Genomic DNA, 25,040 nt, shown 5'->3' on the forward strand with positions numbered 1-25,040 from the left:
AAAGATAAAAATTTAGTGATGCAATGGTTGTGCAAAAAAGAAATTACAAAAACCATAGTGTGTCTTTTGCATCCTCTGGAACACCGTTTTCGAAACGAGGTGCTATTTGGGCTACCATTTCGGGATATTTTATTGTAATTGGTACATTTTGTTGGCGTAAAGATTTCCAATACAACCTGCTGAACTGATATACTTGGGTTAACAATTCTTCAATCACCTCTACATCTTCAAAAGCATCTTCATCTGGACTGCTTATTTTTATTTTAATTGGGAATGGATAACCATCGGTATCTGAATAAAAACGGTCGCTTGGATAACGTGCATTGTTAAACAATAAAAACTGATTTTCGGCAATACGAATGTATGTACCACTAACCGGCATTAGTTTGTTATCCCAATTTAAGTCGTAGGCAATGATGTCTTCGGATTCTGTTTTGTTGATGTTTAGTATGTATAAAGGCACTCCTAATTTTAGTTTGTGCATCCCTTCTATTATGGGTTTTAACTCCTCATATTTCATTTCCTTGTAAAAATGAATCACTACCTTATCTGCTTCTGCTACAGACGTAAAATCCCTAATAGCTTTTAAAATACTCCCAGCCAGTAACTCTGTTTCGTTTTGGTTGAAATATTCAAAATTTCTAAACAAACCATTGTTTTGAAAACTAAACGCACTGGCTATATACCTTCTGTTTTCTCCTTGATTGGTAAATGCTCCTACACCAATCACCAATTCCTTTTTATCAGTTACTGCCAGCTTCCAAGGTGCGCCACCTAATTTAGCGTGGATAGCCAATGCCATATTTTGTAATGAAAATTGGAAGTTGTATTGATTTTCAATATTGACTACCATTTTTTCATAATCTACCACTTGAGTAACTATGCCTTCGTTTAAAAACAGTTCTTTAATACGGATGTAAATTTCGCGGTCGTCTGGATCTGGTGTGAACCTATCGAATGGGCTTAAATAAAATGCTGCGTATTTTATATTATCGTGGTCGAAGGTTAAGCTCTCCAACTTTTCAATTATTTCTGGAATCGGGTCGTTTTCATTGGTAAACTCAATAAAGTGTTCTTTAGATGATGATGCTTTGATGTTTACATAGGCTTCTAAACCTTTGTAAAAAACTTTCTCTGTTTGTACACCATTTTTAAAATTGTCATAAAACTTCAATACATCGTTTTTATGAGAGGTGTGGCAAATGAAAAATATCTTGATATTTTGATTGTTTGGTCTGCGATATGGGCTTAAGATATTCATTGCCTTTTTAGGCACTAAATGGGTTTTCTTATTGCCATATTGGTCTTTACCAAACTCTAATAAGCCCAAGTTAGGATTTATATGATTAATACGGTTGCCAGGAACATCTATAAAGGCATCTTGCTTAAAAGGGAATAAGGCTTTGAAGTCTTCTGTAAACAAATACTTTTCTGCAAAATTGGAAATGAGTGTCACATACTTTTCGTATTTGTTTTTTGGCCTTTCTAATTCTTCAATTGGAATGCTTATAGCTCTTGCCAATTGTAAATTGAATATTGGAAAGGCTTGACTAAAATCTATGCTATTGTAAAAGTCTTCTCTATCCTCTGAATCGAGGTCCATTTGGTAATTGAATGTCTTTTGACCATACACGCAACGCTTAATAAACTCTGTTTCCTCAATATCCTGAACTGACTTTGTTAGCACTTTTGACGTACCATCATATGAGACTATTAGCTCTGGTAAATCTGTAAGTTTTGCAAACTGTATCTTAAATGAAAATTTGTAGTATAAATTATAGTCTACTGTATTCCCTTTTTTTGAAGGTATCCACACTTGTACATCACGTACAAAGTTTTTGACTACGATATAGCCCTTTTCTAAAAAGTAGTTTTTTAATTGGTGCTTCAGGAATTGTTTGTATATGCGTAGTTCTTTATCCTTTACCAAGTTTATTTTGATACTTGGGGCATTGGGTATTTCTTGGGTAAATGTGGTAAAAATATGCTCTAAACCTGATAAATCTGTATCTGGAAACGCCTCTTTTATCTGCTTTGAAAACTTTGATCTATGGATGGGATGGCTACCCTCAATATCTTCTAACGATAGATATATGACAGGTGTACTACTTGGCCATTTAAAATTGAGTATGTTGGTTTTTAAGTGTTCTTGCATAGATAATGAGGTGTTTGTTATTACTTCCTACATAATTAAATTATTTAAGTATTAATCTCTAAAATATCCTTATTCAACAATCTATTAACCGACTGCATATCTTGATAAGTAGATTTTGCCCTTAACATTATCTTCTCAATTACTTCTTCTGAAGCTTCCATCTTTTTCATTAAACCTATACCGACTATATAATCCAATAAAAAGGAAATGTATAGCAACTCAAATTGAGAAAAAATGTTATTCTTTGTCTTATTTCGATGAGTTAGATAATCCCTATGTCTTACTATTTTAGAAACATAACCTTTGATTTCGCTTTCTGGAATTGAAGTAATTCTATGAATTAACTCTTTATGTTCTAATAAATATTTTTCTACAGTTGGGTTTTTATGAGTTTTACCAAATTTAAAACTGTAAGCTTCAAAGGCTGAATATGAATTAGTGAACCTTCTACTATGACTTGTCTTTACAGTTAATAAATTTTCAATTATTATATCGGCACAATAAGTAATGTCTGGATTCGTAAACCAATGTTTGATTAATTTAGATAAGTCTTCATTAATTGTATCATAATCAAGTGTAATAAAACCAGAAATGTTCTCCTTATTAAAATCATCCTTATAATATAATGAAGCCCACTCACCACAACTTAAACACTTAAAATTAAAGGACTTAAACTGAACAGATTTACCGTAAATGAAATGAAATATTTTTTGAAATGAATTGTAAAGTTCAATGCTTTCCAGAATACTCAAATTCTTTGTAGACTTGAAGTCTACATAGCCTATGTTATCCATTCTTAAAAAGTCGTGATTGGAAGTGTATGAAGTAGATTTTGTTATTGTTAAAGTTAAGTCTTGTGAAATAACTGTTTGGTGTTTTATGTCTTCTTGTTTTTCAACCTTATCTTCAAATGAATTATACCAATTCATTTTTCTAACCCACTTTACAATTGCTGCATTGTCAATTTGAAATTCACTCACTTTTAAATTTACCGGTTCTATTAAGTGATGAGCACACACAAAGGTGTATTTAGGGCGATATACTTTAGTTTCAATTATACCTGTACTACTATTTTGTATATTACAATTAACAAAGGTTACATAACCTAAACCTGTGAACATTCCATAAATCACTTCAATTTGGTATGCTGCATATTTCTTATTCAAATTTGTGGTTATAAATATCTTGTTATCTTTTAGCTCAAGGACACAGAAGCACTTCACATCTTGTGATTCCTTAAACCATACCTCACCGAAATATTTATTCTCTTTAAACATTTAATTTTTACTGCTTTTTAACAATCTTACTAATTTTCTCTTCAGCTATTTTGAGGATTTCCGTACTGTCCTTTTCATTTTTTATCATTTGTACAATCTGTTCGGACATCCAAAGCTTAATTAATTTGTTCTCATCTTCTTTTAATTCTTTTGCAAATGCTATTACCTGCTCTCGTCTTGCCATACGGTTTCCTCGTTCAATCTTGCTTAAATAAGCCACATCCATATTGACGTTTGCAGCCATTTCCCTTAATAACAAATTGCGCTTTTCGCGCAATGAGCGTATGTATTCTCCAAACTCCATAATAGCATTAATTAGACTTGTCAGATTTTGTCTAATTTAAGAAAAGGAAGCTAAAGGAAAACAAAAAGATATAAACAGTTATTAACAGAAAGTGAGGAAGTTAAGGATTTAAGGAAACACATACGCAAATTCCTTTGTTTCCTCAATTTCCTTATAATGATTTTGCAGGATTTGAATAGCTATTATGTGCTTCTCTATGTATTAATCCTGCTTCTACAAATTTGGTAATGTAGCCTTCTGCCGTTTTATGTGGGATGTTTTGTTTGGTGGCTAAATCTAAATACTCTTGCCTACTGAATTGTTTTGGCAAGCTTTCTAAAAACCTTTCCTTTCTGTTTAAGCGTTTTACCGCTTTTTGTTCTATTGGTAAATCATTGAACACTTTACTACTGTGCTTTACTAAAATAGAAATGATAGTTAGCGCATTTTTGAAATCGACATCCTCACATTCTTTTACTTGATTCACATCACCATCTTCCATAATGCGAAATGCTGTGAATAGCATCATTAGCCGAAATGCAATTAAGCCTAATCGCCTTATGGTTGCAATATACTCTTCGGGTTGTAAGTTGATGTATTTAGTCTGTAAGGATTCAAAAAACGTATTGAATTGCTGTTGTTGAGGTGTAGTTAACCTTATTTCAATTTCGGGATTGTTTTTGAGGGTTTTATACAAGTCCAAAAATACCTTTCCTAATTGTGAGTAATAATCATCTAACCCAACATTATTATTACTTGAAAACACGTTTTTCCAAGTAGGTTTTATATTCATATAATAAAACATAAAACGACTAAACAAACCATTTTCGGCATTCGGGATTAATGTAGCTACTTGCTTGGGTGTTCCTGATAATACAGTAGATAAACACGGTTTTTCAATATCCACATATTCTCTGTCGGTTCTACGATAATAACTAATGGTTTCGTGATGGAAGGCTTTACGAAAACCATCGCTATAATTACCGTAATCGCTTTTAAAAGCTTGTGCTAATGTGTCTCCTTCAGTTTCAAAAATCAGTCCTTTGCCTTCATTATCAGAAATTAATTGATAGACACCCGTAACACTATTATTAGCAGGAATGAACAACATCCTTTCGGGTGGTTTACCTGGTTTCTCCAAGTTTTCATCTTTACCCTTGTTCATATTATAGGTTGCCATTTCTGTATTAAATTGTTGCTTTAGCACTTTAGCTTGTTCACGCTTTAACTTGTGTACAGGATCTACCAAATTTTTAATTTGGTTAAGCCTGCCTTTACCTGCAGATGCAGGTGCAGTAACAAAAAGATATAAATTGGCAAAGACTTTACGTTGGTCGTAAATACCAAAGAGTTTAGGAAAACAGGCACTAAAAGCGGTTAAAGCTCCCAATAACAAAATGTCTTTTTCCTCTTGACTGCTCGCAGGATTTACAACTTGTTGTAAAAACTGCGGTAAGCTATTAAATACCTCATCCGGTATTGTTGGCATTGCTTGCTCTGGTACATCAACAACAGTTGCTACATTTGTTACAATCTCGTTGTTGTTTTGTTGCTTCATCGGTTTTATACCTGCCTGATGTGCATAATGGTAAAACGTTGCAATGGTAATGCCGTGACCTTTTGCATTTAGGCATTTGTTAAATTGTTCGTCACATTCTTTTGAATCATAACCTACATAGTTTTTACTTATTCTGTGGAAATAATCTCTTCCTGTCTCTCCATATTCTTCAGCCAAAGAAAATCCTAAATCTCTCCAAGTGGCATAATTTCCTGTGATGTCTATACCTGATTGCTCAATTGTAGAAATGTAGGTTTCAATGTCGTTATCAGCAACAGCAACAACAAATGTTGTTGCGTTGTTGCTTGTTGGTTGCGGTTGCTCTTCTGGAACTTCCAACCATTCTTTTGGATTAAATATTTTGGTCATAATGCTTGGTGTCTTTTATGTAAAAAGGCTGTTGGGTCGTATGGTAAAAAACACGCTCTGGAAACGTCTTTACCTGACTGGTCAACCTCAATATTATAGGTATGCTTAATGTAATTGGCTACTGCGGTGAAATACTCTGAATGTGTTACTTCTGAAACATCAATTCTGATAATCCATTTTAGTCCATCTCCAGATGGTGATGTAAATAGCATTTCGGTTTCAAAGTATTCATCGTTTAGTAATTGCTTTTTTAACTCTTGAAGATTATCTAAATGGTCAAAATCAATAGTTAATAGATTGGAATGCTGTAACAAATTACTATCATTTCGCTTTTCAAACGTTCCTGAAAAGGTGACGTAATCAAAGCGATTCGCTTTGAATTTACGTGCTTCTTTTACATCGGTTATTGCTCTTAAATCTTCAGTAATTCTTTTGTATTTATCACTTGTGATTAATGCAAATACTTGATGTAACCGCATAGTTTCCGCAGGAAACACATTGCGAACTGGGGCTTTGAAAAAGCTACAGTAAGCATACCAGGTATCGTCTGGACCATTCAACCAATCTAATTCGCTTTTTTCCTTGACTTCTAAATTGAGATGTAATTCTTGGTTAATCTTGAGCAACAATTCTTCTTCATCGGTAATTCTAAAATGGTATTGTGCAAAATCAAATACATCACCGTTAAAGGTCTTTAGCTCTGTGTCTCGATGTGTTGCTATTACACCATCAATATGAATCCGTAAGGTTTCGTTACCACCATTAAAAGGGTTTCGGGTTATCCCGCAGTCCCTTCCTTTTACAGAAAGGACTGTTGTTTCAGGATAATACTGTCTTAACACGTAGGCATAAATTTTTAAGCCGTAATGTGTTTTGTCTAAAATTGCCTCTCTACTTACTTCCATCTCGTTTGAAATTATGGTTGTAGTAGTTATCTTGAAGCAATTGCTCCACATCGGAAACCTTGTAATAAAACTTACCCTTTACCTTGCTATAAGGTAGTGTTCCGTTGTCTCTAAAGGTCTGTAAGGTTCGCTTACTGATGTGTAAGGTCTGCAATACGTCTTGGTTGTCTATCCACTTATCTTTTAGTACTTCTGCTCTCGAATGTCGTAACAACTCGATACGTGCTTTTAAGTCCTTTATTTCTTGTGAGAGTGCCAAGAGTAAATCGATTATTTCAGTCATAACTTCACCGCTCCTTTCTTAATTAAGTAATCGGCAGCTTGCTGTTCGATTTCATCTTGTGAATCAACACGGTTAGTTAATAACCATTGCTCCAGTTCAACTCTGTTGAAATAAATTTTCTTACCATTCGGTTTGTAATGCGGAATGGTTCCAGTACTCGTAAGCTTGTATAAATGGGATTGTGACAATTCCAAAAATTTACAGGCTTCGTTAAAGCTCAATACGTTTTTTACAATAATGTTTCTGTCTAAAACGTGTGCTTCGATAATTTTAAGACGTTCTAATATTTCGTCCATAACTAATTAATTTTAAGTAATAGAAATGGACATCTGGCCAAATGTCATTCTTGGTTTTCAAGAACAGGACAAAGGTTTAAAATCAATGATTTTTAAAGTGTGAGAGTTTTATATGAGTGTGAGAATACAATGAGATTTCTAAATAATCTCATTGTTTTTTATTGTATTTGTTTGAAGATATTATCAATGGTTTCCTTTTTTAGAGGTGCTTTACTTTTGGTATAAAGATTTTGAGCTGTCAATGGTTTACCCAATTTTGTATAAAATAAACCCGTAGATTCAATTAAAGTGGGTGTCATATTTTTGAAATGTGGCTGCAACCGTTTAACAACATATTTAAACTCGGTTGTTTTACAATCTAAATAGATTTTCTTTTGAAAACCTTTAAAATCTTTAGCCACTAATAAATTATGCAAGTCTTTAACATCTGTTTTTGCATCAAGTAAATCAATACTTAATTGAAGCCTGCTCAATATTTTAGACAACCATTCAGAATCATCTTTTAAATATCCAAATGAGGTTTTTTGTTTGCTTTTCGGTTTAGATGGCTTTTTAACTACCTCTTTTTTATCTACTTCTAATTTTACAAATACTGAAGTATCAAAATCAGTATCACTAAAATATTTTTCTGCTATTTCTTGAATTGAGAATAACCCAGTTTCTGAAAATTGTCCGTATTGTTCTTGTAGTTCAATGTATAAGCGAATTGCAGCTACTTTTAAGTAATTGATGATGTAATCAGTATCGTTGCCTAAATCGTTACTTATAGACTGCTTTTTGATGTAGGCGGCAATATCCTTTAGATACTTATCGTATTTATTAAATTGTCTTGTATATCTGTATTTGCTTTCGGGTTCTCCTGCATCGGTTGGAAATTCGGATTTTAATGCTGCTAATTCAGTTTCGGTATCATTTGAAATCAGCTTAAAGTAATATTCTTTTTTACTGTTCAAAGGTCTTTTAAAGTTTACTTTAAAAACCGCATTATCAGCTTTTGGTAGTTCCTTTAATTCAGAGTCCAAAAAATTAAATTCTCGTTCTGATCTATTGTCTCTATGTAACCCGTTGGTAATCGATACCAAACTTGCAAATACATTTCCTTTCATTATAAATCCAATTGAATACGGTTAGCAGCTTCTTTCTTTTTATCATCAATTACTTTGGCATAAATCTGTGTTGTTCTCAACTCTTTATGTCCTAATAATTTTGATACTGTGTAAATATCTGTACCCAAAGTTAATTGTAAAGTGGCATAGGTATGACGCGCACAATGAAAAGTAATATTTTTAGTAATACCTGCTTTTAACATCCATTGTTGCAATTTTAGATTTGACCAAGCACTATAATGTAAGCCTTCAAAAACTTTTGCTTCGGGTTTTCCTGCTTCACCTAATAATTCTCTTGCTTGTTCTGATATTGGCAAAGTTTCTGCTCCTTTGGTTTTCTTTTGTCTGAAACGTATGTAATAACCCATTTCTTTAGAGTGTTGGATTTCTGACCACAACAATTTTTCAATATCTGACCAACGTAATCCGGTAAGGGCTGAAAATATAAACGCATTTTTTAATAGTGGTAATTCACATTCTGTGTTAACTGCTTTTTGTAATTCATCAAGCGTTAAAAATTCTCGTTGAGGTTCTCCTTGTTTGAAATAATCTACACCATTAGCTGGATTGACTTTTAAAATACCATCCTTTACCGCTTGCTTTAAAGCTGCGCAAAATTTACCATAGTATGAATATTTAGAGTTTTGAGACAATTTTTTACCTGCTCTTGCCATAGCATCTTTGTCTAAATACTCTTTGAAACGCTCAACAAATGATTTATCCAAATCTTGGAAACTTACATCCGTAGGACAAAAGATTTTCAAATGTTTTAGCATACTGTTCCAATTCCCGTAGTTGCCAGAGCTTGTGTTTTTCTTTTCAGCTAAAGCCGTAACATAAGTAATAAAGCTTCCTTTTAATTTCTCAATATCCTGAAAGCCATAAATACCATTTTGTATTTCTATTTGACGTTGTGCGCAAATGGTTTCTGCTAATTGCTTGGTTTTCTTGTTAACCTCTCTTTCAGTTTTAGTTTTAGGATTAGGTGTAAGGTATAATCGCAAATACTCGGTTTTGCGTTTTCCTTTATGATAGTAATCTAAATACAGACTTATCTTATCATTCTTTTTGCGTTGTCTTAATGTTACTTTCATAGGATGTTAATTAAAGAGGTTTTCTATTTGCCATCTGGCTACAATACGTTTTCTTCCAAAAGGGACTGCTTTTAAGCGTCCTTGTTGAATCATTCTTTGAATGGTCCATCTACTTACACCAATCAATTGTGAAGCTTCTGTCACGCTTAAAAAATCTTTGTTATTTACCGTGTTGAGGTTTGGAATTTGGACAGCTTCCTTTTGCTGCTGCATATCCTTTGTGAGAGTAGCTTGTACTTTTTCTTTACGCTTACGTGCCTTATAGGCTTTTTTAGCGCAAGTATCACCACAGTATTTAGTTACTGTTGTGCGTGCTGTAAAAGCATTACCGCAATGTTTACAGGTTTTTGGGATGTATAAATTACTGCTCATAAATGGTGCTTTATGTAGCGTTATGGTGCAACGTGGGGCAATATGGTGCATCATTTCGCCAATCTTTTAGCCAACAGATTTGGGCAACAAATCCGTATTTAAGGCAACAGATATACAACAAATTTAGTTAAAAAAGAGCAAAAAAGCAACAAAAAAGAGAAGATAAAATTCTATAAAGTCAATAAAATCAATACATTAACAATAAAAAGAAAGTAAGTTACTTCCCGATGCAGAAATTTGCAAAAATGTTCCCTAATAAATCATCAGTTGTGATTTCACCAGTGATTTCACCGAAATGAAATAGGGCTTGCCGGATATCTATAGCCATTAAATCACCAGAAAGTCCCATTTCTAATCCTGATTTCACTTTAGATATTTCTTCTAGGGCTTTAAAAAGTGCATCATAATGACGTGTATTAGTGACTATGGTTTCGTTATTTCGGAGGGATCCTGTATTAACAAATCCAATTAATTTTTCTTTTAATTCTTCTACCCCAATACCAGTTTTTGCAGATAATAAATGTATGTCTTCAAATTCAGATTTTAAATTGTTCAACTCGTCATCTGAAAGTTTGTCAATCTTATTCGCAATAATCACCAAAGGCTTTTGTGGAAAACGGTTTTTTATTTTTTCGATTTCAATTTTCAAGCGTTGGCTTTCAGTTTTAAATTCTTCAGCAGAAAATAACAAAACAACCACTTGTGCTTGTTCCATTTTCTCAAACGTTTTTTTTATCCCTATACTTTCTACAACATCTTCAGTCTCTCGTATTCCTGCTGTATCAATAAATCTAAAACCAATACCTCCGATAGAAATTTCGTCTTCAATAGTATCTCGTGTTGTTCCTGCTATGTCACTAACGATTGCCCGTTCTTCGTTTAAAAGCGCATTTAATAATGTTGACTTACCAACATTGGGCTCACCCACTATAGCAACCGGTATTCCGTTTTTAATAACATTACCAACTGAGAATGAGTCTATAAGGCGCTTTAAAACAAATATAATTCTATCAATCAGCTCTTTAAATTGTGTTCTATCTGCAAACTCTACGTCTTCTTCAGAGAAATCGAGTTCAAGTTCTATTAAACTAGCAAAATTCATTAGTTCTTCTCGTAGTTTGGCAATCTCGCTAGAAAAACCACCGCGCATTTGCTGCATAGCTATTTGATGCGAAGCAGCGTTATCGCTAGCTATTAAATCGGCTACAGCTTCAGCTTGACTTAAATCTAATTTTCCGTTTAAAAATGCGCGAAGTGTAAATTCTCCAGCGTTTGCCATTCGACAACCATTTCGTAAAAATAGTTGTATAATTTCTTGTTGTATATAGGTAGAGCCATGGCAAGAAATTTCTATAACATCTTCTCCTGTGTAAGAATTTGGATTCTTAAAAATGGATAGTAAGACCTCATCTACAACTCTGTAACCGTCTACAATATGACCTAAATGTATTGTATGTGTCTTCTGATTGAGCAACGTCTTAGAAGGCCTTACGGATTTAAAAAATTGATTAGAAATCTCGATAGCGTCTTTACCTGAAAGCCGTATTACCGCTATAGCTCCACTCCCAGATGCTGTTGCCAATGCTACTATAGTGTCGTTAGTTACCATCTCATCAAAAATTTAAACAAAAGTAAGGCTTTTGAATATTTTAAGATATTATTTGCACTAATCATATAGCTATACTTTTAATAGACTTTTTATATTTGTTCAATTAAATTTTTGAATGATGAAAAAGTTACTTTGTATTGCCTATTTAGGCTTAACTATTTTAGGCTGTAAAACCGAACCTAAAACAGATTATGTAATAAATGGTACTGCGGAAGGCTTGTATAATGGAATTAGAGTATACCTAAACAAAATGGATGAACGTGGGCGAATGATTTCAGTAGACACAGCAATTATCATGAAGGAGAAGTTTGTTTTAAATGGTTCCCTAGACCATCCTTCGTTGTATTTTTTAACTGTTAATGGCATTAATGGAAGACTCCCTATTATTCTAGAAAATTCCCAAATTGAAATTAATATAAATGACAAAAATTTAATGGAATCTGAAATTCTTGGTTTAAAATCGAATGAAAAACTTATAGACTTTAGAAAAAGGATTGAAACTATAAAATCTGGGATTAAAGAACTATCCATCTCTTATAGACAAGCCAAACTAAAAAATGACACTTTGAAATCGTCGGAATTAGATAATAAAATAAATATCGAATCAAAAAAATTGGCCAATATAGGTTTAGAATATATAAGAGAAAATTTAGATGATTATTCTGCAATAGAAGTATTCAAAAATGAACTTAGACGTACCGATGTCGATATAGAAATGGCAAATGAACTATTCAATAAAATGCCTGCTGAGATTAGAAATACATCCGATGGCGAAATAATAAAAAAAAGAATAGACCAATTACTAGAAATTAAAAAATTAGAAAAAGCCACAGCTATTGGAGTAAAAGCTCCTGAATTTTCGGCTCCAACACCAAACGGAGAATTATTAGCATTAAGTGACGTTGTTTCTAAAGGTAAAATTACAATTGTAGATTTTTGGGCCGCATGGTGTGGACCGTGCAGAAGAGAAAATCCGAACGTAGTAAAGGTCTATGAAAAATTCCACGATAAAGGATTAGAGATTATTGGTGTAGGATTAGATGGTCGTAGAGGGCAACAAAATCCTAAAGAAGCATGGTTAAAAGCAATTGAAGATGATAAATTGACTTGGCACCAAGTATCTAACCTAAACTACTTTGATGAAATTGCTAAGAAATACAATGTCAATGCTATTCCTGCTATGTTCGTTCTAGATAATGAAGGAAAAATAATTGCTAAAAACTTAAGAGGTCCAGCCTTAGAAAAAAAGATTGAAGAGCTTCTGAATTAAGGTATAGCACTATCTAAAAAAGCCAGTTTTTAACTGGCTTATTTTATTCTGGATACTCAATTCTAAGATGATAAATATTTGCAAGTTTAAGCTTCAATACTTTTTTGATTGCCTCTATATCTTTAAATGTGATGTCTGCATTTAAAAACTGACCGCTTTCCACTTGCTTATCAATGATGCTTTCAACAAAGTCATTAATCTTAGTACTTGTTGGAGATTTAAGGCTTTTTGATGCGGCTTCAACACTATCGCACATCATTAAAATTGCTGTTTCTTTACTAAATGGTTTGGGTCCAGGATATTCAAAATCTTCCTCTGAAACAGTATCGTCTGCCGCTTTCTCTTTCATATAAAAATAATAAACCAAACTGGTTCCGTGATGAGTTCTTATGAAATCGATAACGCGATCTGGTAGATTATTCTTTTTCGCAATTTCTATTCCGTCTAAGACATGATTTATTATTACACTAGCACTTTCTTTAGGAGATAATTCGTCATGAGGGTTAATTCCTGTAGACTGATTCTCTGTAAAAAAAGTAGGATTCTTCATTTTACCAATATCATGATATAAAGCACCTACTCTAACCAGCATTGCATTGGCACCGATTTCATTCGCAGATGCTTCAGCTAAATTTGCTACATTGAGCGAGTGGTGAAACGTACCTGGCGCTTTATTAGAAAGTTCTTTTAAAAGTTTTGTGTTTGTATCTGATAGCTCCAATAATGAAACGTCGGAAACCAATCCAAATAACTTTTCATAGATATAAATTAATGGCTGCACGAAAAGCGTTGCTAATCCGCACAAGATAAATAGCCCAAAAGTTGTCCACTTTAATGTAAATATCTGGCCTTCATGAATAACAAAAAATGCAAAATAGGCAATTATATATATCAGTGTTATTTGACCTACTGAAATAAAAAGATTTGCCCTTTTATATAATTCTGAAACTGTAAGGATTGTTACAATACCTGCAATAATCTGCAAAAACATATACTCATAACTATTGGGTACTATAAAACCAAGCAGTAAAACTGTTAATACATGAGCAAAAAGTCCTAATCGTGCATCGAAAAAGGCCTTTAAAACTAAAGGTAAAATACATAATGGTACGACATATAAGTATTGTGAATTATAGTTAATCACCAATGTAGTTAGCAAAATCATTACGACCACATTGAAAAATATAAAAGTAACTTTTGTATTATTTTCAAATACCTTAGGTCTATACTTTCTAAGAAATAATAACAACATTAATAAAGTTAAGGCTACTAATAACGTATAGGCTACAATTACCCAATTATAGCTATTAGAACTCCATACCTGAGACTCGTATTCTGACTTTAAAGAGTTAAGAATATTGTATTGGCCTTCTTCTACAACTTGCCCTTTGGATATAATTAAAGTCCCTTCGGAGACTACACCTCTCGTTGGTGATACCTTTGACAATTCAGCCTCTAAAGCCTTATTGGTAAGTGACTTATTAAAACTAGCATTACCTTCAATTAAATCGAAAAACAAAGCTAGAAATTCTTTGTTATACTTCGTTAAATTATTTTGATTAAGTAATCGCTCAAGATAGCTCCTTATTTCACTTTGCTTTATTAATTCTCCAAACTGAATTCTATTTAATTCCTTATTGTTTTCAACTAAAATTACATCTTGATTGTCTGGATAATTAAACACAGAATTTAAAATCCCATGTTGATACAAGTATTTTAAAGCGTTTTGACCAACCTTAAACAAGAGAACTCTATCCTCGAATCCTGTTAATGAGTCTTTAAATACTGCATTAAATTTTTGTAAGTACGAATCTTTTACGGACGCAGCAACTTCAGAATCAATTTCAAAATAAACTTCACTGTTACTGATAACAGTTTCGCGTTCTTTTTCGAGTTGACTTTCTGATTTTTTAATGGCAAAATCAAAGGGTGAGTATAAATTCTCGGACTGCCAAGGCTTGCCTTTTTCAAACGAGTATCTAAATTTCCCTGTCTTTGGAAAAAGGTAAACTATAAAGAACGTAGTACTTAGAAGTAGTAGCAACTTATAGATAAGCGCATGATTTCTATACCATTTATTAATAAGTTCCTTCATATATAATCAAATGTAATAAATATATAGTTTTTGAAGTTTGTTTAAATCAGTTTTCATTATCTAATCATTCAAAAATCATTAAATTCGCATCATTAAAATAAAGAAAGCAATCATGAGCAAAGAAGTTGTTATTGTATCTGCTGCAAGAACTCCGATAGGTAGTTTTATGGGAGCGTTATCTACTGTACCGGCACCAAAATTAGGAGCAGTAGCCATTAAAGGTGCATTGGATAAGATTAGTTTAAAACCAGAAATGGTACAAGAAGTGTTGATGGGAAATGTAGTACAAGCTGGTACTGGACAAGCACCGGCGAGACAAGCTGCTATTTATGCAGGGATTCCTGACACTGTACCTTGTACAACTGTAAATAAGGTTTGTGCCTCTGGTATGAAAGCTATAATGCAAGCCGCGCAGTCAATTCAACTTGGAGATGCAGAAATAATTGTTGCCGGCGGAATGGAAAACATGAGTTTAATACCGCATTACTTTCATGCACGTACTGCTACAAAATTTGGTCCAGCTTCTTTGGAAGATGGCATGCAAAAGGATGGTTTGGTTGATGCTTATGACAAAAACGCTATGGGTGTGTGTGCAGATGCTTGCGCTGAAGAATATAAATTTTCGCGTGAGGACCAAGATGCTTTTGCTATCCAATCTTACAATCGTTCTAAGTCTGCATGGGATTCTGGTAAATTTGATAATGAAGTTGTCTCTGTCGAAGTTCCGCAAAGACGCGGAGATGCCATTATCGTTAATAAAGATGAAGAATATCTAAACGTTAAAATGGAAAAAATACCAGCGTTGCGTCCGGCCTTTACTCAAGACGGAACCGTAACTGCTGCGAATGCTTCTACGATAAATGATGGTGCCGCTGCAATGGTACTAATGAGTAAAGACAAAGCTCTTGAATTAGGGCTAAAGCCTTTGGCCACCATTAAGAGCTATGCCGATGCAGCGCAAGAACCAAAATGGTTCACTACTGCCCCTGCGAAAGCCTTACCAAAAGCTTTAGCAAAAGCTAATTTACAATTAAGTGATATTGATTATTTTGAATTTAATGAAGCGTTTTCTGTAGTTGGTTTAGCAAATATGAAAATTTTAGGTCTTAACGATAAAAATGTAAATGTTAACGGTGGTGCAGTATCACTTGGTCACCCTTTAGGATGTTCCGGTGCTAGAATTTTAGTAACTCTACTTAATGTTCTTGAACAAAATGATGCTAAATACGGAGCAGCTGCTATATGTAATGGCGGTGGTGGTGCTTCTGCATTAGTTTTAGAGCGCTCTTAAGAATCATCTATGCAATACGGCATCTGTAATCTTGGAATTGTACCTATGCGTTTAGAACCTAGTGACACATCGGAGCTTGTGTCGCAAGTTTTGTACGGTGAAACATTTAAGGTACTAGAAAAACGAAAGAAATGGAGCCGCATTCGCATCTCTTACGATAAATATGAAGGTTGGATAGATAATAAGCAGTATTTGGAAATTTCTAATGAAAACTATGAAACTATATCTAAATCTATACCTGTTTTATCAGGAGATTTATTAGAATATGTTGCTGACGAAAGAAAAGGTATATACACCATACCTTTAGGCGCCACATTAAACGGATGTGATATCTTAAAACATACCTTCGATGGACATAAAGAAACAGATAAAAAAGATAAATCCAATATCATAAAAACGGCATTCTTGTATCTAAATTCTCCCTATTTATGGGGCGGTAAAACGCCTTTTGGAATTGATTGTTCTGGTTTTACCCAAATGGTATACAGGCTTAATGGTTATACTTTGAAGCGCGATGCCTCCCAACAAGCCACGCAAGGCGATGCTCTAAGTTTTATTGAAGAAAGTGAACCAGGTGATTTAGCTTTTTTTGATAATGCTGATGGAGACATAATCCATGTTGGTATAATTATGGAAGACAATTATATAATTCATGCGCACGGCAAAGTAAGAATAGACCGCTTAGACCATAGTGGGATTTATAATGTTGAATCTAATAAGCACACCCATAAATTAAGAGTTATAAAAAAAGTGATATAAAAAAAGCGGTCAAAATTAATTTTGACCGCTTTTTTTTATAGATGTTTTTTAATTGCCTGCTTCTATTGCTTCAATTTTTTCCTTAATAATCTTAAATTTTACCGTATCACCTACAAAGCTATATATACTTTTAAGTTGATTTAATATATCCATATTTTTTACATTCGGATTGTTACTTATAAAATTCTCAAGTATATTGGCACCTTCTGTTAAATAATCAATCTTCTTTTTCTTAAGCTCTTCGTATTTTCTATTATCTGCGGCGGATGTTCCTAAACTATTCATTTCATCATTAAGAGCATTTCCTTTGTTTATTTCTATTGTAGATAAATTAAGTGCTGCATCTGAATAATCTGGTTTTATCCTTAAGGCATTTTTAAAAGCATTTGAGGCATCTTCATAAGCACCAGAATTCATCGATAAAACACCAACGTTGAAATTTAGACTTGCATTATTTGGCTCCATAGCTAAAGCTTTTTTGAATAATTCGAAAGCCTTTTCTTTATTATCGAGTTTTAGGTAAATATTCCCTTCTGCTAAAACTAGATTATAATCATTTTTTAAATTCTTTTTTGCGTATTCAATGGCGTCTAAAGCTTTTTCATTTTCATCTTGAGAAACGTAAATTAAAGCAATATTCTTTGCGATTTCTGATGCCTTAGAATCAGACATTTCGTCTCTAGGATTTTGGTGTAATTTAGCCTGTACTGAAAAGTCTCGTGCTTTTTCTGTAGAAAAAACCTCTTCCTTACCAGTGTCGACATTGGTAGCATAATAATTCATTTTAATCCCTGTATACCCTAAATCACGAAGTTTTACGTAAAATCCTAATGAAGTATCATATGCTTTTGCTGAAACAGCAGTAGAAGCAGCATAATACAAATAGCTAGTATCTTGAGGAGACAAATTATAGGCCCTACTAAATTTCTTAGACGCTTTTAGATAGTCTTTATTTTGTAATGCTTCGTCGGCTTTTTTTAATACAGATTCAAGCATTCTTGATTTAATCTCGTTGGCTTCATCAGTATATTTAAGCTTGCCTATTTGCTTCTCATGTTCTTTCAAAATTTCTAATGCTTCTATCGCTTTATCTAAATCGGAATCTGATGCATTTCCATTTGCATAAAAAGACTCAGCTTTAATAAAATAAAATTTTGACTTCATCTTATCATCCATATTAGATAATAAAGACTCTGCAGACTGTACATTTGCCTTAGCTGTGGCAAAATCGTTATTTTTTAGTGCTTTTTCTATAGCCTTAATCTCGTTTTTCTGCGCAAACGACATCGTGCTAATTACTAAAGCACAAATTAAAGTTATAATTTTTTTCATTTTAAAATTTATTTTTAGTTAATCTTAGTTTTCGCTTTCTGTATTATCAATAGCCGTGCCATTGTCTGTGGTATCAGCATTTTCAGGAGCTTCAACGTCAATTTCTTCCTCATCATCCTTCATTACCTTGGCTACTGCTGCGATAGAATCGTCTCCTTTTAAATTAATGAGTTTTACACCTTGCGTTGCTCTACCCATAACTCGTAAATCGGAAACGGCCATACGAATCGCTATACCAGATTTATTGATAATCATTAAATCATCTTCGTCTGTAACGTTTTTAATTGCCACTAATTTACCAGTTTTTTCGGTAATTGATATGGTTTTGACGCCTTTTCCTCCTCGATTAGTGATTCGATAGTCCTCTAAACTTGAGCGTTTACCGTATCCGTTCTCTGATACAACTAGGATATTACTATCCATATCATCAACGGCGACCATACCAACAACTTCGTCATTTTCATTTTGAAGCGTTATACCACGAACACCAGACGCATTACGACCCATTGGACGTGTTTTAGCCTCTTCGAAACGAATGGCTTTACCAGAACGCAGTGCTAACATGACTTGACTTTCTCCGGTAGTAAGTTTAGCCTCTAACAACTCATCGTTTTCTTTAATGGTAATTGCATTAATACCATTAGTTCTTGGTCGAGAATATTGCTCTAATGATGTTTTCTTTACTTGGCCGTTTTTTGTTGCCATTATTACATAATGACTATTTATGTACGCTTCATCCTTTAAATCTTGAGTACAAATAAACGCCATGACTTTATCGTCCTGCTCAATATTTATTAAGTTTTGTATCGCACGACCTTTAGATGTTTTGCTTCCTTCTGGAATTTCATAAACTCGCATCCAAAAACACTTACCTTTTTGTGTAAAGAATAACATGTATTGGTGATTTGTACCAACAAATAGATGCTCTAAGAAATCTTCGTTACGTGTCGTAGACGCCTTTTGACCAACGCCACCTCTATTTTGAGTCTTATATTCGGTTAATGATGTTCGTTTTATATAACCTGCATGAGATATAGTTATAACTACTTTCTCATCAGGTATCATATCTTCAATACTTAAATCGCCACCAGCGTACTCTATAGTAGAACGACGTTCATCCCCGTATTTAGATTGTACCTCTCTTAATTCCTCTTTAATGATGTCCATACGACGCTCTTTCTTATCAAGGATATCTTTAAGGTCTTCTATTGTTTTCATTAATTCCTCGTACTCGGCTCTTAACTTATCTTGTTCTAGACCTGTTAATTGACGTAGACGCATCTCTACAATAGCTTTCGCCTGAAGTTCTGAAAGTTTAAAACGTTCTATCAGTTTTTCGCGAGCTTCATCTGCATTGGCGGATGCTCTAATTAAGGCAATCACTTCATCTATGTTATCAGAAGCAATAATTAATCCTTCTAAAATATGAGCACGCTCTTCAGCTTTCTTTAATTCGTATTTAGTACGTCTAACAACCACTTCGTGTCTGTGCTCAACAAAGTGATGTATTAAGTCCTTGAGATTTAACATTTCTGGTCGTCCATTAACGAGTGCGATATTATTAACACTGAACGACGATTGAAGCGCTGTATATTTGTATAACTTATTTAAAACAATGTTAGGAATAGCATCTCGTTTTAATACATACACTATGCGCATTCCGTTTCTATCAGACTCGTCACGTATAGTTGAAATCCCATCAATCTTCTTGTCATTAATTAAATCAGCAGTTTTCTTAATCATATCTGCTTTGTTAACTTGATAAGGAATTTCATTAACTATAATACATTCTCTACCATTAACTTCTTCTATATTAGCTTTTCCTCTAAGAACAACTCTACCTCTTCCAGTATGAAAGGCTTCTTTCACTCCATCATAACCGTAAATTGTACCACCAGTAGGAAAATCAGGAGCTTTAATGTGTTGCATTAATTCATCAATTTCAATGTCGTGATTATCGATATATGCAATTGTTCCGTCAACTACTTCGGTTAAATTATGTGGAGGCATATTTGTTGCCATACCAACAGCGATACCAGAAGCACCATTAACCAATAAACCAGGGATTCTAGTAGGTAAAACAGTTGGTTCTTTCAATGTATCATCAAAGTTTAGCTTGTGGTCTACAGTATCTTTATCGATATCTGCCAACATGTCTTCGGAAATCTTGCGCATACGTGCTTCTGTATAACGCATTGCCGCAGGACTATCGCCATCGATAGACCCAAAGTTTCCTTGACCATCGACCAACATGTAACGTAAGCTCCACTCCTGCGCCATTCGTACCATAGTATCGTAAACGGATGTGTCTCCATGTGGGTGATACTTACCTAGCACTTCCCCTACAATTCTTGCCGATTTTTTATGTGCTGTATTAGATTTTACGCCTAATTCGTGCATCCCGTATAATACGCGTCTATGCACAGGTTTTAATCCATCCCTTACATCTGGTAACGCACGTGACACAATGACTGACATCGAATAGTCGATGTAAGCCGATTTCATTTCATCTTCAATGTTAATAGGGATTAATTTTTCGCCTTCTGCCATATTATAAATGTTAATTTATTTACTTAATTTTCATAACGTGCTAATATAGGAATTTCATTGGGTTTAGACCGGTTTTTCATCGGTACATTTAACGGTATTTATTAACAATTTTTAAGGGTAATTTCGTTAATAAGTATCCTAGTATAAATTTTGATTTCATTAGCTTTTTTAGTCAATTCGTTAATTTCATATTAATAAGGTATAGTTTTTGCTTTTTTGATTATTGAATTTATTATTTTTAATGCTGAACGATATATTATATGGACGATAATTTTTCACCAAGAGTAAAGGATGTAATTGCCTACAGTAAGGAAGAAGCGTTACGATTGGGTCACGATTTTATTGGGACTGAACATTTAATGCTTGGACTTCTAAGAGATGGCAATGGGAAAGCTATAGATATACTTAATTCCTTAGATGTAGATTTAAATCTGCTAAGACGAAAAGTTGAAATCCTTAGTCCTGCCAATCCAAATGTGTCAGTTACATCTAACGAAAAAAAGAACTTACACCTCACTAGACAAGCCGAACGTGCCTTAAAAACAACGTTTTTGGAAGCAAAATTGTTTCAGAGCACATCAATAAACACTGCACATCTACTGTTGTGTATTTTAAGAAATGAAAACGACCCTACAACTAAGCTATTAAATAAGTTGAAGGTAGATTACGATAATACAAAAGAAGAATTTAAATCTATGATAACAAACGAAGATGATTTCTTAGAAACACCAAGAGCTGAGTCTTTTTCTGATGATGACATGAGCGAATCTCAAGAAAATGAAAAGCAAAATCCTTTTGGTGGTACATCTCAAAAAGGAAACAAAAAGTCTAAAACGCCAGTTTTAGACAACTTTGGTCGTGATTTGACCATATTAGCCGAAGAAGGAAAGTTAGACCCTGTAGTGGGTCGGGAAGAAGAAATACAGCGTGTTTCTCAGATACTTAGCAGACGAAAAAAGAATAATCCTCTTTTAATAGGTGAACCTGGAGTAGGTAAATCAGCAATTGCCGAAGGCCTAGCACTGCGTATCGTAAAACGCAAAGTCTCTCGCACATTATTTAATATGCGTGTTGTAACACTGGATTTAGCAAGTCTAGTTGCAGGTACTAAGTACAGAGGACAATTCGAGGAGCGAATGAAGGCAGTTATGAATGAACTCGAAAAAAACGATGATATTATTCTGTTTATTGACGAAATTCATACCATCGTAGGTGCTGGCGGTGCAACAGGAAGTTTAGATGCTTCAAACATGTTTAAGCCTGCCCTTGCAAGAGGAGAAATTCAATGCATAGGCGCTACAACTCTAGACGAATATAGACAATACATCGAAAAAGATGGCGCATTAGAACGTCGTTTTCAGAAGGTTTTGGTTGAGCCGACAACCGTTGAAGAAACAATAGAAATTCTAAATAATATTAAGGGTAAATACGAAGAGCACCATAATGTCGATTACACGGACGAAGCTATCGAAGCCTGTGTAAAATTAACTAACCGTTACATGACGGAACGTTTTTTACCAGACAAAGCTATCGATGCTCTAGATGAAGCTGGTTCTCGTGTACACATTACAAATATTGATGTGCCAAAGCAAATCATTGAGTTAGAGAAAAAACTCGAAGAAGTAAGAGAGACGAAAAACTCTGTTGTTAAAAAGCAAAAATATGAAGAAGCCGCTAAGCTTAGAGATGACGAAAAGCGTTTGGAGAAGGATTTAGCGCTAGCTCAAGAAAAATGGGAAGACGAAACTAAACTACATCGTGAGGTTGTCACAGAAGATAACGTCGCTGACGTCATCTCAATGATGACTGGAATACCTGTTAATAAAATTGCCCAGACCGAAATTAATAAATTAGCCGAATTACCAAATTTAATTAAAGGTCGAGTTATTGGTCAAGACGATGCTGTTAAGAAGGTTGTAAAAGCAATTCAGCGTAACAGAGCTGGATTAAAAGACCCAAATAAACCTATTGGTTCATTTATATTCTTAGGACAAACTGGGGTTGGTAAAACTCAATTAGCAAAAGTGTTAGCTAACGAGCTATTTGACAATGATGATGCGCTTATAAGAATTGATATGAGCGAATACATGGAAAAGTTTGCCATTTCTAGATTAGTTGGTGCACCTCCAGGATATGTAGGTTACGAAGAAGGAGGTCAGTTAACAGAAAAGGTGCGCCGTAAGCCATATGCTGTTGTACTGCTTGATGAAATTGAAAAAGCACATCCGGATGTATTTAATATGTTGCTTCAAGTATTAGATGACGGCTATCTAACGGATAGTTTGGGTCGTAAGATTGATTTCAGAAATACAATCATCATAATGACATCTAACATCGGTGCACGTAAACTAAAAGATTTTGGTACTGGCGTAGGATTTGGAACAGCCGCAAGAGAATCTCAAGCAGCAGACCACGCTAAAGGAATTATTGAAAATGCTCTAAAAAAAGCGTTTGCACCAGAATTCTTAAATAGAATTGACGATGTTGTTGTATTTAATACGCTAGAAAAAGAAGACATCAACAAAATAATTGACATAGAGTTAGTAAAATTAGTTAAGCGCATAAGCGATTTAGGTTACGAACTTAAACTCTCTGCTAAAGCAAAAGATTACATTGCCGAGAAAGGTTTCGACTCTCAGTACGGAGCTAGACCTTTAAAGCGTGCCATCCAAAAATATATTGAAGATGCATTAGCTGAGGAGATAATTAACTCGAAAATTCAGGAAGGTGATACCATTTCTATGGATTTAGATGAGAAGAATGATACTTTAAAAATTAAAGTAAAATCATCAGAAAAGCCTAAAGAATCGTAATACATTCATTTAATTATATTAGAAAAGCCATTTCTTTTGAAATGGCTTTTTTTTATTATACAAAACTCGCTATTAAAGTAATTTTAATAGCGAGTTTTAAAGTTAATCACTCTATTATTTCCTTGTAATTATTTTCTTAACTATAGAACCTCTATTTGTTGTTAATCTTACAAAGTACATCTGATCATTATATCTAGCCATGTTCAGAGTTAATTCAGATTTTTTACCCTTGTTATAGTTTGTGTCCGAAATCGATTCAATCTTTGTTCCTTTAACATCAAAGACATCAAAATTAACGTCAGTATCATAATCAAATTCATATTCTAAAGTTACCGAATCTTTAAAAGGAATTGGATATGCAACAAAGCTTATCGTTTCATCTAAAGTTTCTTTGAAATTTGAAGAACAATTCTGTCCATCTAAACCTGAAGTGTCAAAGCTGTCTCTTGTTGGATTAGAACATTTGCAAACAATTTCACAAGCTACGCCATGTACTATAACGTAAACAGGGCCGCTAGCACTTATAGGTCCTACAGTATAGTTTGAAACATAATCTAAGTACTCACCTAAATTGTAATTATATTGCCCTGGCGCTACTGTAGGAGTTCCATTATTTTCAGGATAAGGATCACACCCAACATAGACGTGAGCCTCATTTAATACATATCCTGTTGTAAAACCACCATCAGTATTAGTCTCGAGATTATAAGTAACTGTGATTTCATCATTCCAGTACAAAATACTAATAGTACCAACTTGCGTACCTTTGTTCTCATAGTCGCATTGAGCAGCTCCTGCATAGAAAGGCATTATATAAGCTTCTTCTCTAGGAACAAATTGATTTGTCCAACCCCATCTATCAAAATCTGGGATAAAACATGCGCCTTCTGCATTGATGTCATCACCTTCATATCTCGCAAATGCAGTTTCACAATTACTGTATGAATCAATCGACCAAGTATACTCAACAGAACAAGAACTCATATTACCACAGTCGTCCTCTGCCGTGTATGTTCGTGTTACACTATAGACACATTCATCATAGGTTATGCCGCTGTCCGAATATATGACTTCTACATCATCATCGCAATTATCAATTACGGGTAGGGTTTCAGGAATGTCTATTGGTAATTTGTCATCACCAATTTCAGGGTTACAGAAATAAATAGGTTGCATGTCCTCAGAAGGACATTCAACTACTGGCGCTGTCGTATCTACGATGGTTATCACTTGCGTGTAAACGGCTGAGACATTACCGCAGTCGTCTGTTACTGTCCAGGTGTTCGTGTAACTACCACTCTGTGGACATTCTGAACTTGGAACATAATCGCCAGAGACTTTTTCGATATCACTAACATCCATATCACAGTTGTCCATAGCTACTGGGAATAACGCTTGTGCTTCGGCTAAGCCTGTCGCATCATCACATTCTAAAGTCACATCTAAGGCATTGTCTGCTGTGCTCCAGGTTGGTGCTGTCGTATCTACGATGGTTATCACTTGCGTGTAAACGGCTGAGACATTACCACAGTCGTCTGTTACTGTCCAGGTGTTCGTGTAACTACCACTCTGTGGACATTCTGAACTTGGAACATAATCGCCAGAGACTTTTTCGATATCACT

Annotated in this window: 19 protein-coding genes; 4 read left to right on the forward strand and 15 right to left on the reverse strand. The window is 34.2% G+C overall.

Translation table 11 applies throughout. The features are described 5' to 3' along the window. Positions 1-43 precede the first annotated feature (43 nt). From DFQ05_RS04735 to mnmE, 11 genes are all read right to left on the reverse strand, one after another. Entirely contained in the window at positions 44-2,155 is a 2,112-nt protein-coding gene (locus DFQ05_RS04735) for a Piwi domain-containing protein (protein WP_132704062.1), read from the reverse strand. A gap of 44 nt (positions 2,156-2,199) precedes the next feature. Next, positions 2,200-3,432 (reverse strand): ApeA N-terminal domain 1-containing protein, encoded by a 1,233-nt coding sequence (locus tag DFQ05_RS04740; RefSeq protein ID WP_132704064.1) that lies wholly within the window; start codon positions 3,430-3,432, stop codon positions 2,200-2,202. Between the two features lie 7 nt (positions 3,433-3,439). After that, entirely contained in the window at positions 3,440-3,736 is a 297-nt protein-coding gene (locus tag DFQ05_RS04745) for a helix-turn-helix domain-containing protein (RefSeq protein ID WP_132704066.1), read from the reverse strand. Between the two features lie 151 nt (positions 3,737-3,887). Next, positions 3,888-5,642, reverse strand: a complete 1,755-nt coding sequence (locus DFQ05_RS04750; RefSeq protein WP_132704068.1) for a DUF3987 domain-containing protein — start codon at positions 5,640-5,642, stop codon at positions 3,888-3,890. After that, the gene (locus tag DFQ05_RS04755) at positions 5,639-6,547 is read right to left on the reverse strand and encodes a BT4734/BF3469 family protein (RefSeq protein WP_132704070.1); all 909 of its coding nucleotides are present in this window, start codon (positions 6,545-6,547) and stop codon (positions 5,639-5,641) included. The genes DFQ05_RS04750 and DFQ05_RS04755 overlap by 4 nt, the downstream gene beginning before the upstream one ends. Further along, the gene (locus DFQ05_RS04760) at positions 6,534-6,830 is read right to left on the reverse strand and encodes a helix-turn-helix domain-containing protein (RefSeq protein WP_132704072.1); all 297 of its coding nucleotides are present in this window, start codon (positions 6,828-6,830) and stop codon (positions 6,534-6,536) included. The genes DFQ05_RS04755 and DFQ05_RS04760 overlap by 14 nt, the downstream gene beginning before the upstream one ends. Next, entirely contained in the window at positions 6,827-7,126 is a 300-nt protein-coding gene (locus DFQ05_RS04765) for a helix-turn-helix domain-containing protein (RefSeq protein ID WP_132704074.1), read from the reverse strand. The genes DFQ05_RS04760 and DFQ05_RS04765 overlap by 4 nt, the downstream gene beginning before the upstream one ends. 158 nt (positions 7,127-7,284) lie before the next feature. Next, the gene (locus DFQ05_RS04770) at positions 7,285-8,232 is read right to left on the reverse strand and encodes a DUF6617 family protein (RefSeq protein WP_132704076.1); all 948 of its coding nucleotides are present in this window, start codon (positions 8,230-8,232) and stop codon (positions 7,285-7,287) included. Further along, the gene (locus DFQ05_RS04775) at positions 8,232-9,326 is read right to left on the reverse strand and encodes a site-specific integrase (RefSeq protein ID WP_132704078.1); all 1,095 of its coding nucleotides are present in this window, start codon (positions 9,324-9,326) and stop codon (positions 8,232-8,234) included. The genes DFQ05_RS04770 and DFQ05_RS04775 overlap by 1 nt, the downstream gene beginning before the upstream one ends. A gap of 6 nt (positions 9,327-9,332) precedes the next feature. Beyond that, positions 9,333-9,752 carry a helix-turn-helix domain-containing protein gene (locus tag DFQ05_RS04780; RefSeq protein WP_241974210.1) on the reverse strand — a complete coding sequence of 140 codons (420 nt, stop codon included), beginning with the start codon at positions 9,750-9,752 and terminating at the stop codon, positions 9,333-9,335. 163 nt (positions 9,753-9,915) lie between these two features. Beyond that, positions 9,916-11,307 (reverse strand): tRNA uridine-5-carboxymethylaminomethyl(34) synthesis GTPase MnmE, encoded by a 1,392-nt coding sequence (mnmE, locus tag DFQ05_RS04785; protein WP_132704080.1) that lies wholly within the window; start codon positions 11,305-11,307, stop codon positions 9,916-9,918. Positions 11,308-11,425: 118 nt separating this feature from the next. Here mnmE and DFQ05_RS04790 point away from each other — a divergent pair, with 118 nt between their 5' ends. Further along, entirely contained in the window at positions 11,426-12,577 is a 1,152-nt protein-coding gene (locus tag DFQ05_RS04790; protein WP_206750662.1) for a TlpA disulfide reductase family protein, read from the forward strand. Between the two features lie 43 nt (positions 12,578-12,620). Here DFQ05_RS04790 and DFQ05_RS04795 read toward each other — a convergent pair whose 3' ends face one another. Then, complete coding sequence (locus tag DFQ05_RS04795; RefSeq protein ID WP_132704084.1) at positions 12,621-14,672, reverse strand: HD family phosphohydrolase; 2,052 nt, start codon at positions 14,670-14,672, stop codon at positions 12,621-12,623. 112 nt (positions 14,673-14,784) lie between these two features. Here DFQ05_RS04795 and DFQ05_RS04800 point away from each other — a divergent pair, with 112 nt between their 5' ends. Together DFQ05_RS04800 and DFQ05_RS04805 are read left to right on the forward strand one after the other, a co-directional pair. Next, positions 14,785-15,963, forward strand: coding sequence for an acetyl-CoA C-acyltransferase (locus DFQ05_RS04800; RefSeq protein ID WP_132704086.1), 1,179 nt, complete (start codon positions 14,785-14,787; stop codon positions 15,961-15,963). 9 nt (positions 15,964-15,972) lie between these two features. Further along, positions 15,973-16,722 carry a C40 family peptidase gene (locus DFQ05_RS04805; RefSeq protein ID WP_132704088.1) on the forward strand — a complete coding sequence of 250 codons (750 nt, stop codon included), beginning with the start codon at positions 15,973-15,975 and terminating at the stop codon, positions 16,720-16,722. Positions 16,723-16,770: 48 nt separating this feature from the next. On the opposite strand, the gene DFQ05_RS04810 is transcribed toward DFQ05_RS04805, so the two are convergent. After that, positions 16,771-18,054 carry a tetratricopeptide repeat protein gene (locus tag DFQ05_RS04810; RefSeq protein ID WP_132704090.1) on the reverse strand — a complete coding sequence of 428 codons (1,284 nt, stop codon included), beginning with the start codon at positions 18,052-18,054 and terminating at the stop codon, positions 16,771-16,773. Positions 18,055-18,078: 24 nt separating this feature from the next. Further along, a complete protein-coding gene (gene gyrA / locus DFQ05_RS04815; RefSeq protein ID WP_132704092.1) occupies positions 18,079-20,604 on the reverse strand; it encodes a DNA gyrase subunit A in 2,526 nt (841 codons plus the stop codon). A 260-nt stretch (positions 20,605-20,864) separates the two neighbouring features. On the opposite strand from gyrA, the gene DFQ05_RS04820 reads away from it, so the two are divergent. Further along, the gene (locus tag DFQ05_RS04820) at positions 20,865-23,417 is read left to right on the forward strand and encodes an ATP-dependent Clp protease ATP-binding subunit (protein WP_132704094.1); all 2,553 of its coding nucleotides are present in this window, start codon (positions 20,865-20,867) and stop codon (positions 23,415-23,417) included. A 114-nt stretch (positions 23,418-23,531) separates the two neighbouring features. On the opposite strand, the gene DFQ05_RS04825 is transcribed toward DFQ05_RS04820, so the two are convergent. Beyond that, on the reverse strand, positions 23,532-25,040 hold a 1,509-nt coding region (locus DFQ05_RS04825), incomplete at its 5' end, for a T9SS type A sorting domain-containing protein (protein WP_132704096.1).

Source organism: Winogradskyella wandonensis (genome assembly GCF_004346845.1).
GTDB classification, from domain to species: domain Bacteria; phylum Bacteroidota; class Bacteroidia; order Flavobacteriales; family Flavobacteriaceae; genus Winogradskyella; species Winogradskyella wandonensis.

Bases quoted from the DNA above. Each gene is read 5' to 3' on its own strand.
- DFQ05_RS04735 (WP_132704062.1), bottom strand. From the start codon at position 2,155: ATGCAAGAACACTTAAAAACCAACATACTCAATTTTAAATGGCCAAGT.
- DFQ05_RS04740 (WP_132704064.1), bottom strand. From the start codon at position 3,432: ATGTTTAAAGAGAATAAATATTTCGGTGAGGTATGGTTTAAGGAATCA.
- DFQ05_RS04745 (WP_132704066.1), bottom strand. From the start codon at position 3,736: ATGGAGTTTGGAGAATACATACGCTCATTGCGCGAAAAGCGCAATTTG.
- DFQ05_RS04750 (WP_132704068.1), bottom strand. From the start codon at position 5,642: ATGACCAAAATATTTAATCCAAAAGAATGGTTGGAAGTTCCAGAAGAG.
- DFQ05_RS04755 (WP_132704070.1), bottom strand. From the start codon at position 6,547: ATGGAAGTAAGTAGAGAGGCAATTTTAGACAAAACACATTACGGCTTA.
- DFQ05_RS04760 (WP_132704072.1), bottom strand. From the start codon at position 6,830: ATGACTGAAATAATCGATTTACTCTTGGCACTCTCACAAGAAATAAAG.
- DFQ05_RS04765 (WP_132704074.1), bottom strand. From the start codon at position 7,126: ATGGACGAAATATTAGAACGTCTTAAAATTATCGAAGCACACGTTTTA.
- DFQ05_RS04770 (WP_132704076.1), bottom strand. From the start codon at position 8,232: ATGAAAGGAAATGTATTTGCAAGTTTGGTATCGATTACCAACGGGTTA.
- DFQ05_RS04775 (WP_132704078.1), bottom strand. From the start codon at position 9,326: ATGAAAGTAACATTAAGACAACGCAAAAAGAATGATAAGATAAGTCTG.
- DFQ05_RS04780 (WP_241974210.1), bottom strand. From the start codon at position 9,752: ATGATGCACCATATTGCCCCACGTTGCACCATAACGCTACATAAAGCA.
- mnmE (WP_132704080.1), bottom strand. From the start codon at position 11,307: ATGGTAACTAACGACACTATAGTAGCATTGGCAACAGCATCTGGGAGT.
- DFQ05_RS04790 (WP_206750662.1), top strand. From the start codon at position 11,426: ATGAAAAAGTTACTTTGTATTGCCTATTTAGGCTTAACTATTTTAGGC.
- DFQ05_RS04795 (WP_132704084.1), bottom strand. From the start codon at position 14,672: ATGAAGGAACTTATTAATAAATGGTATAGAAATCATGCGCTTATCTAT.
- DFQ05_RS04800 (WP_132704086.1), top strand. From the start codon at position 14,785: ATGAGCAAAGAAGTTGTTATTGTATCTGCTGCAAGAACTCCGATAGGT.
- DFQ05_RS04805 (WP_132704088.1), top strand. From the start codon at position 15,973: ATGCAATACGGCATCTGTAATCTTGGAATTGTACCTATGCGTTTAGAA.
- DFQ05_RS04810 (WP_132704090.1), bottom strand. From the start codon at position 18,054: ATGAAAAAAATTATAACTTTAATTTGTGCTTTAGTAATTAGCACGATG.
- gyrA (WP_132704092.1), bottom strand. From the start codon at position 20,604: ATGGCAGAAGGCGAAAAATTAATCCCTATTAACATTGAAGATGAAATG.
- DFQ05_RS04820 (WP_132704094.1), top strand. From the start codon at position 20,865: ATGGACGATAATTTTTCACCAAGAGTAAAGGATGTAATTGCCTACAGT.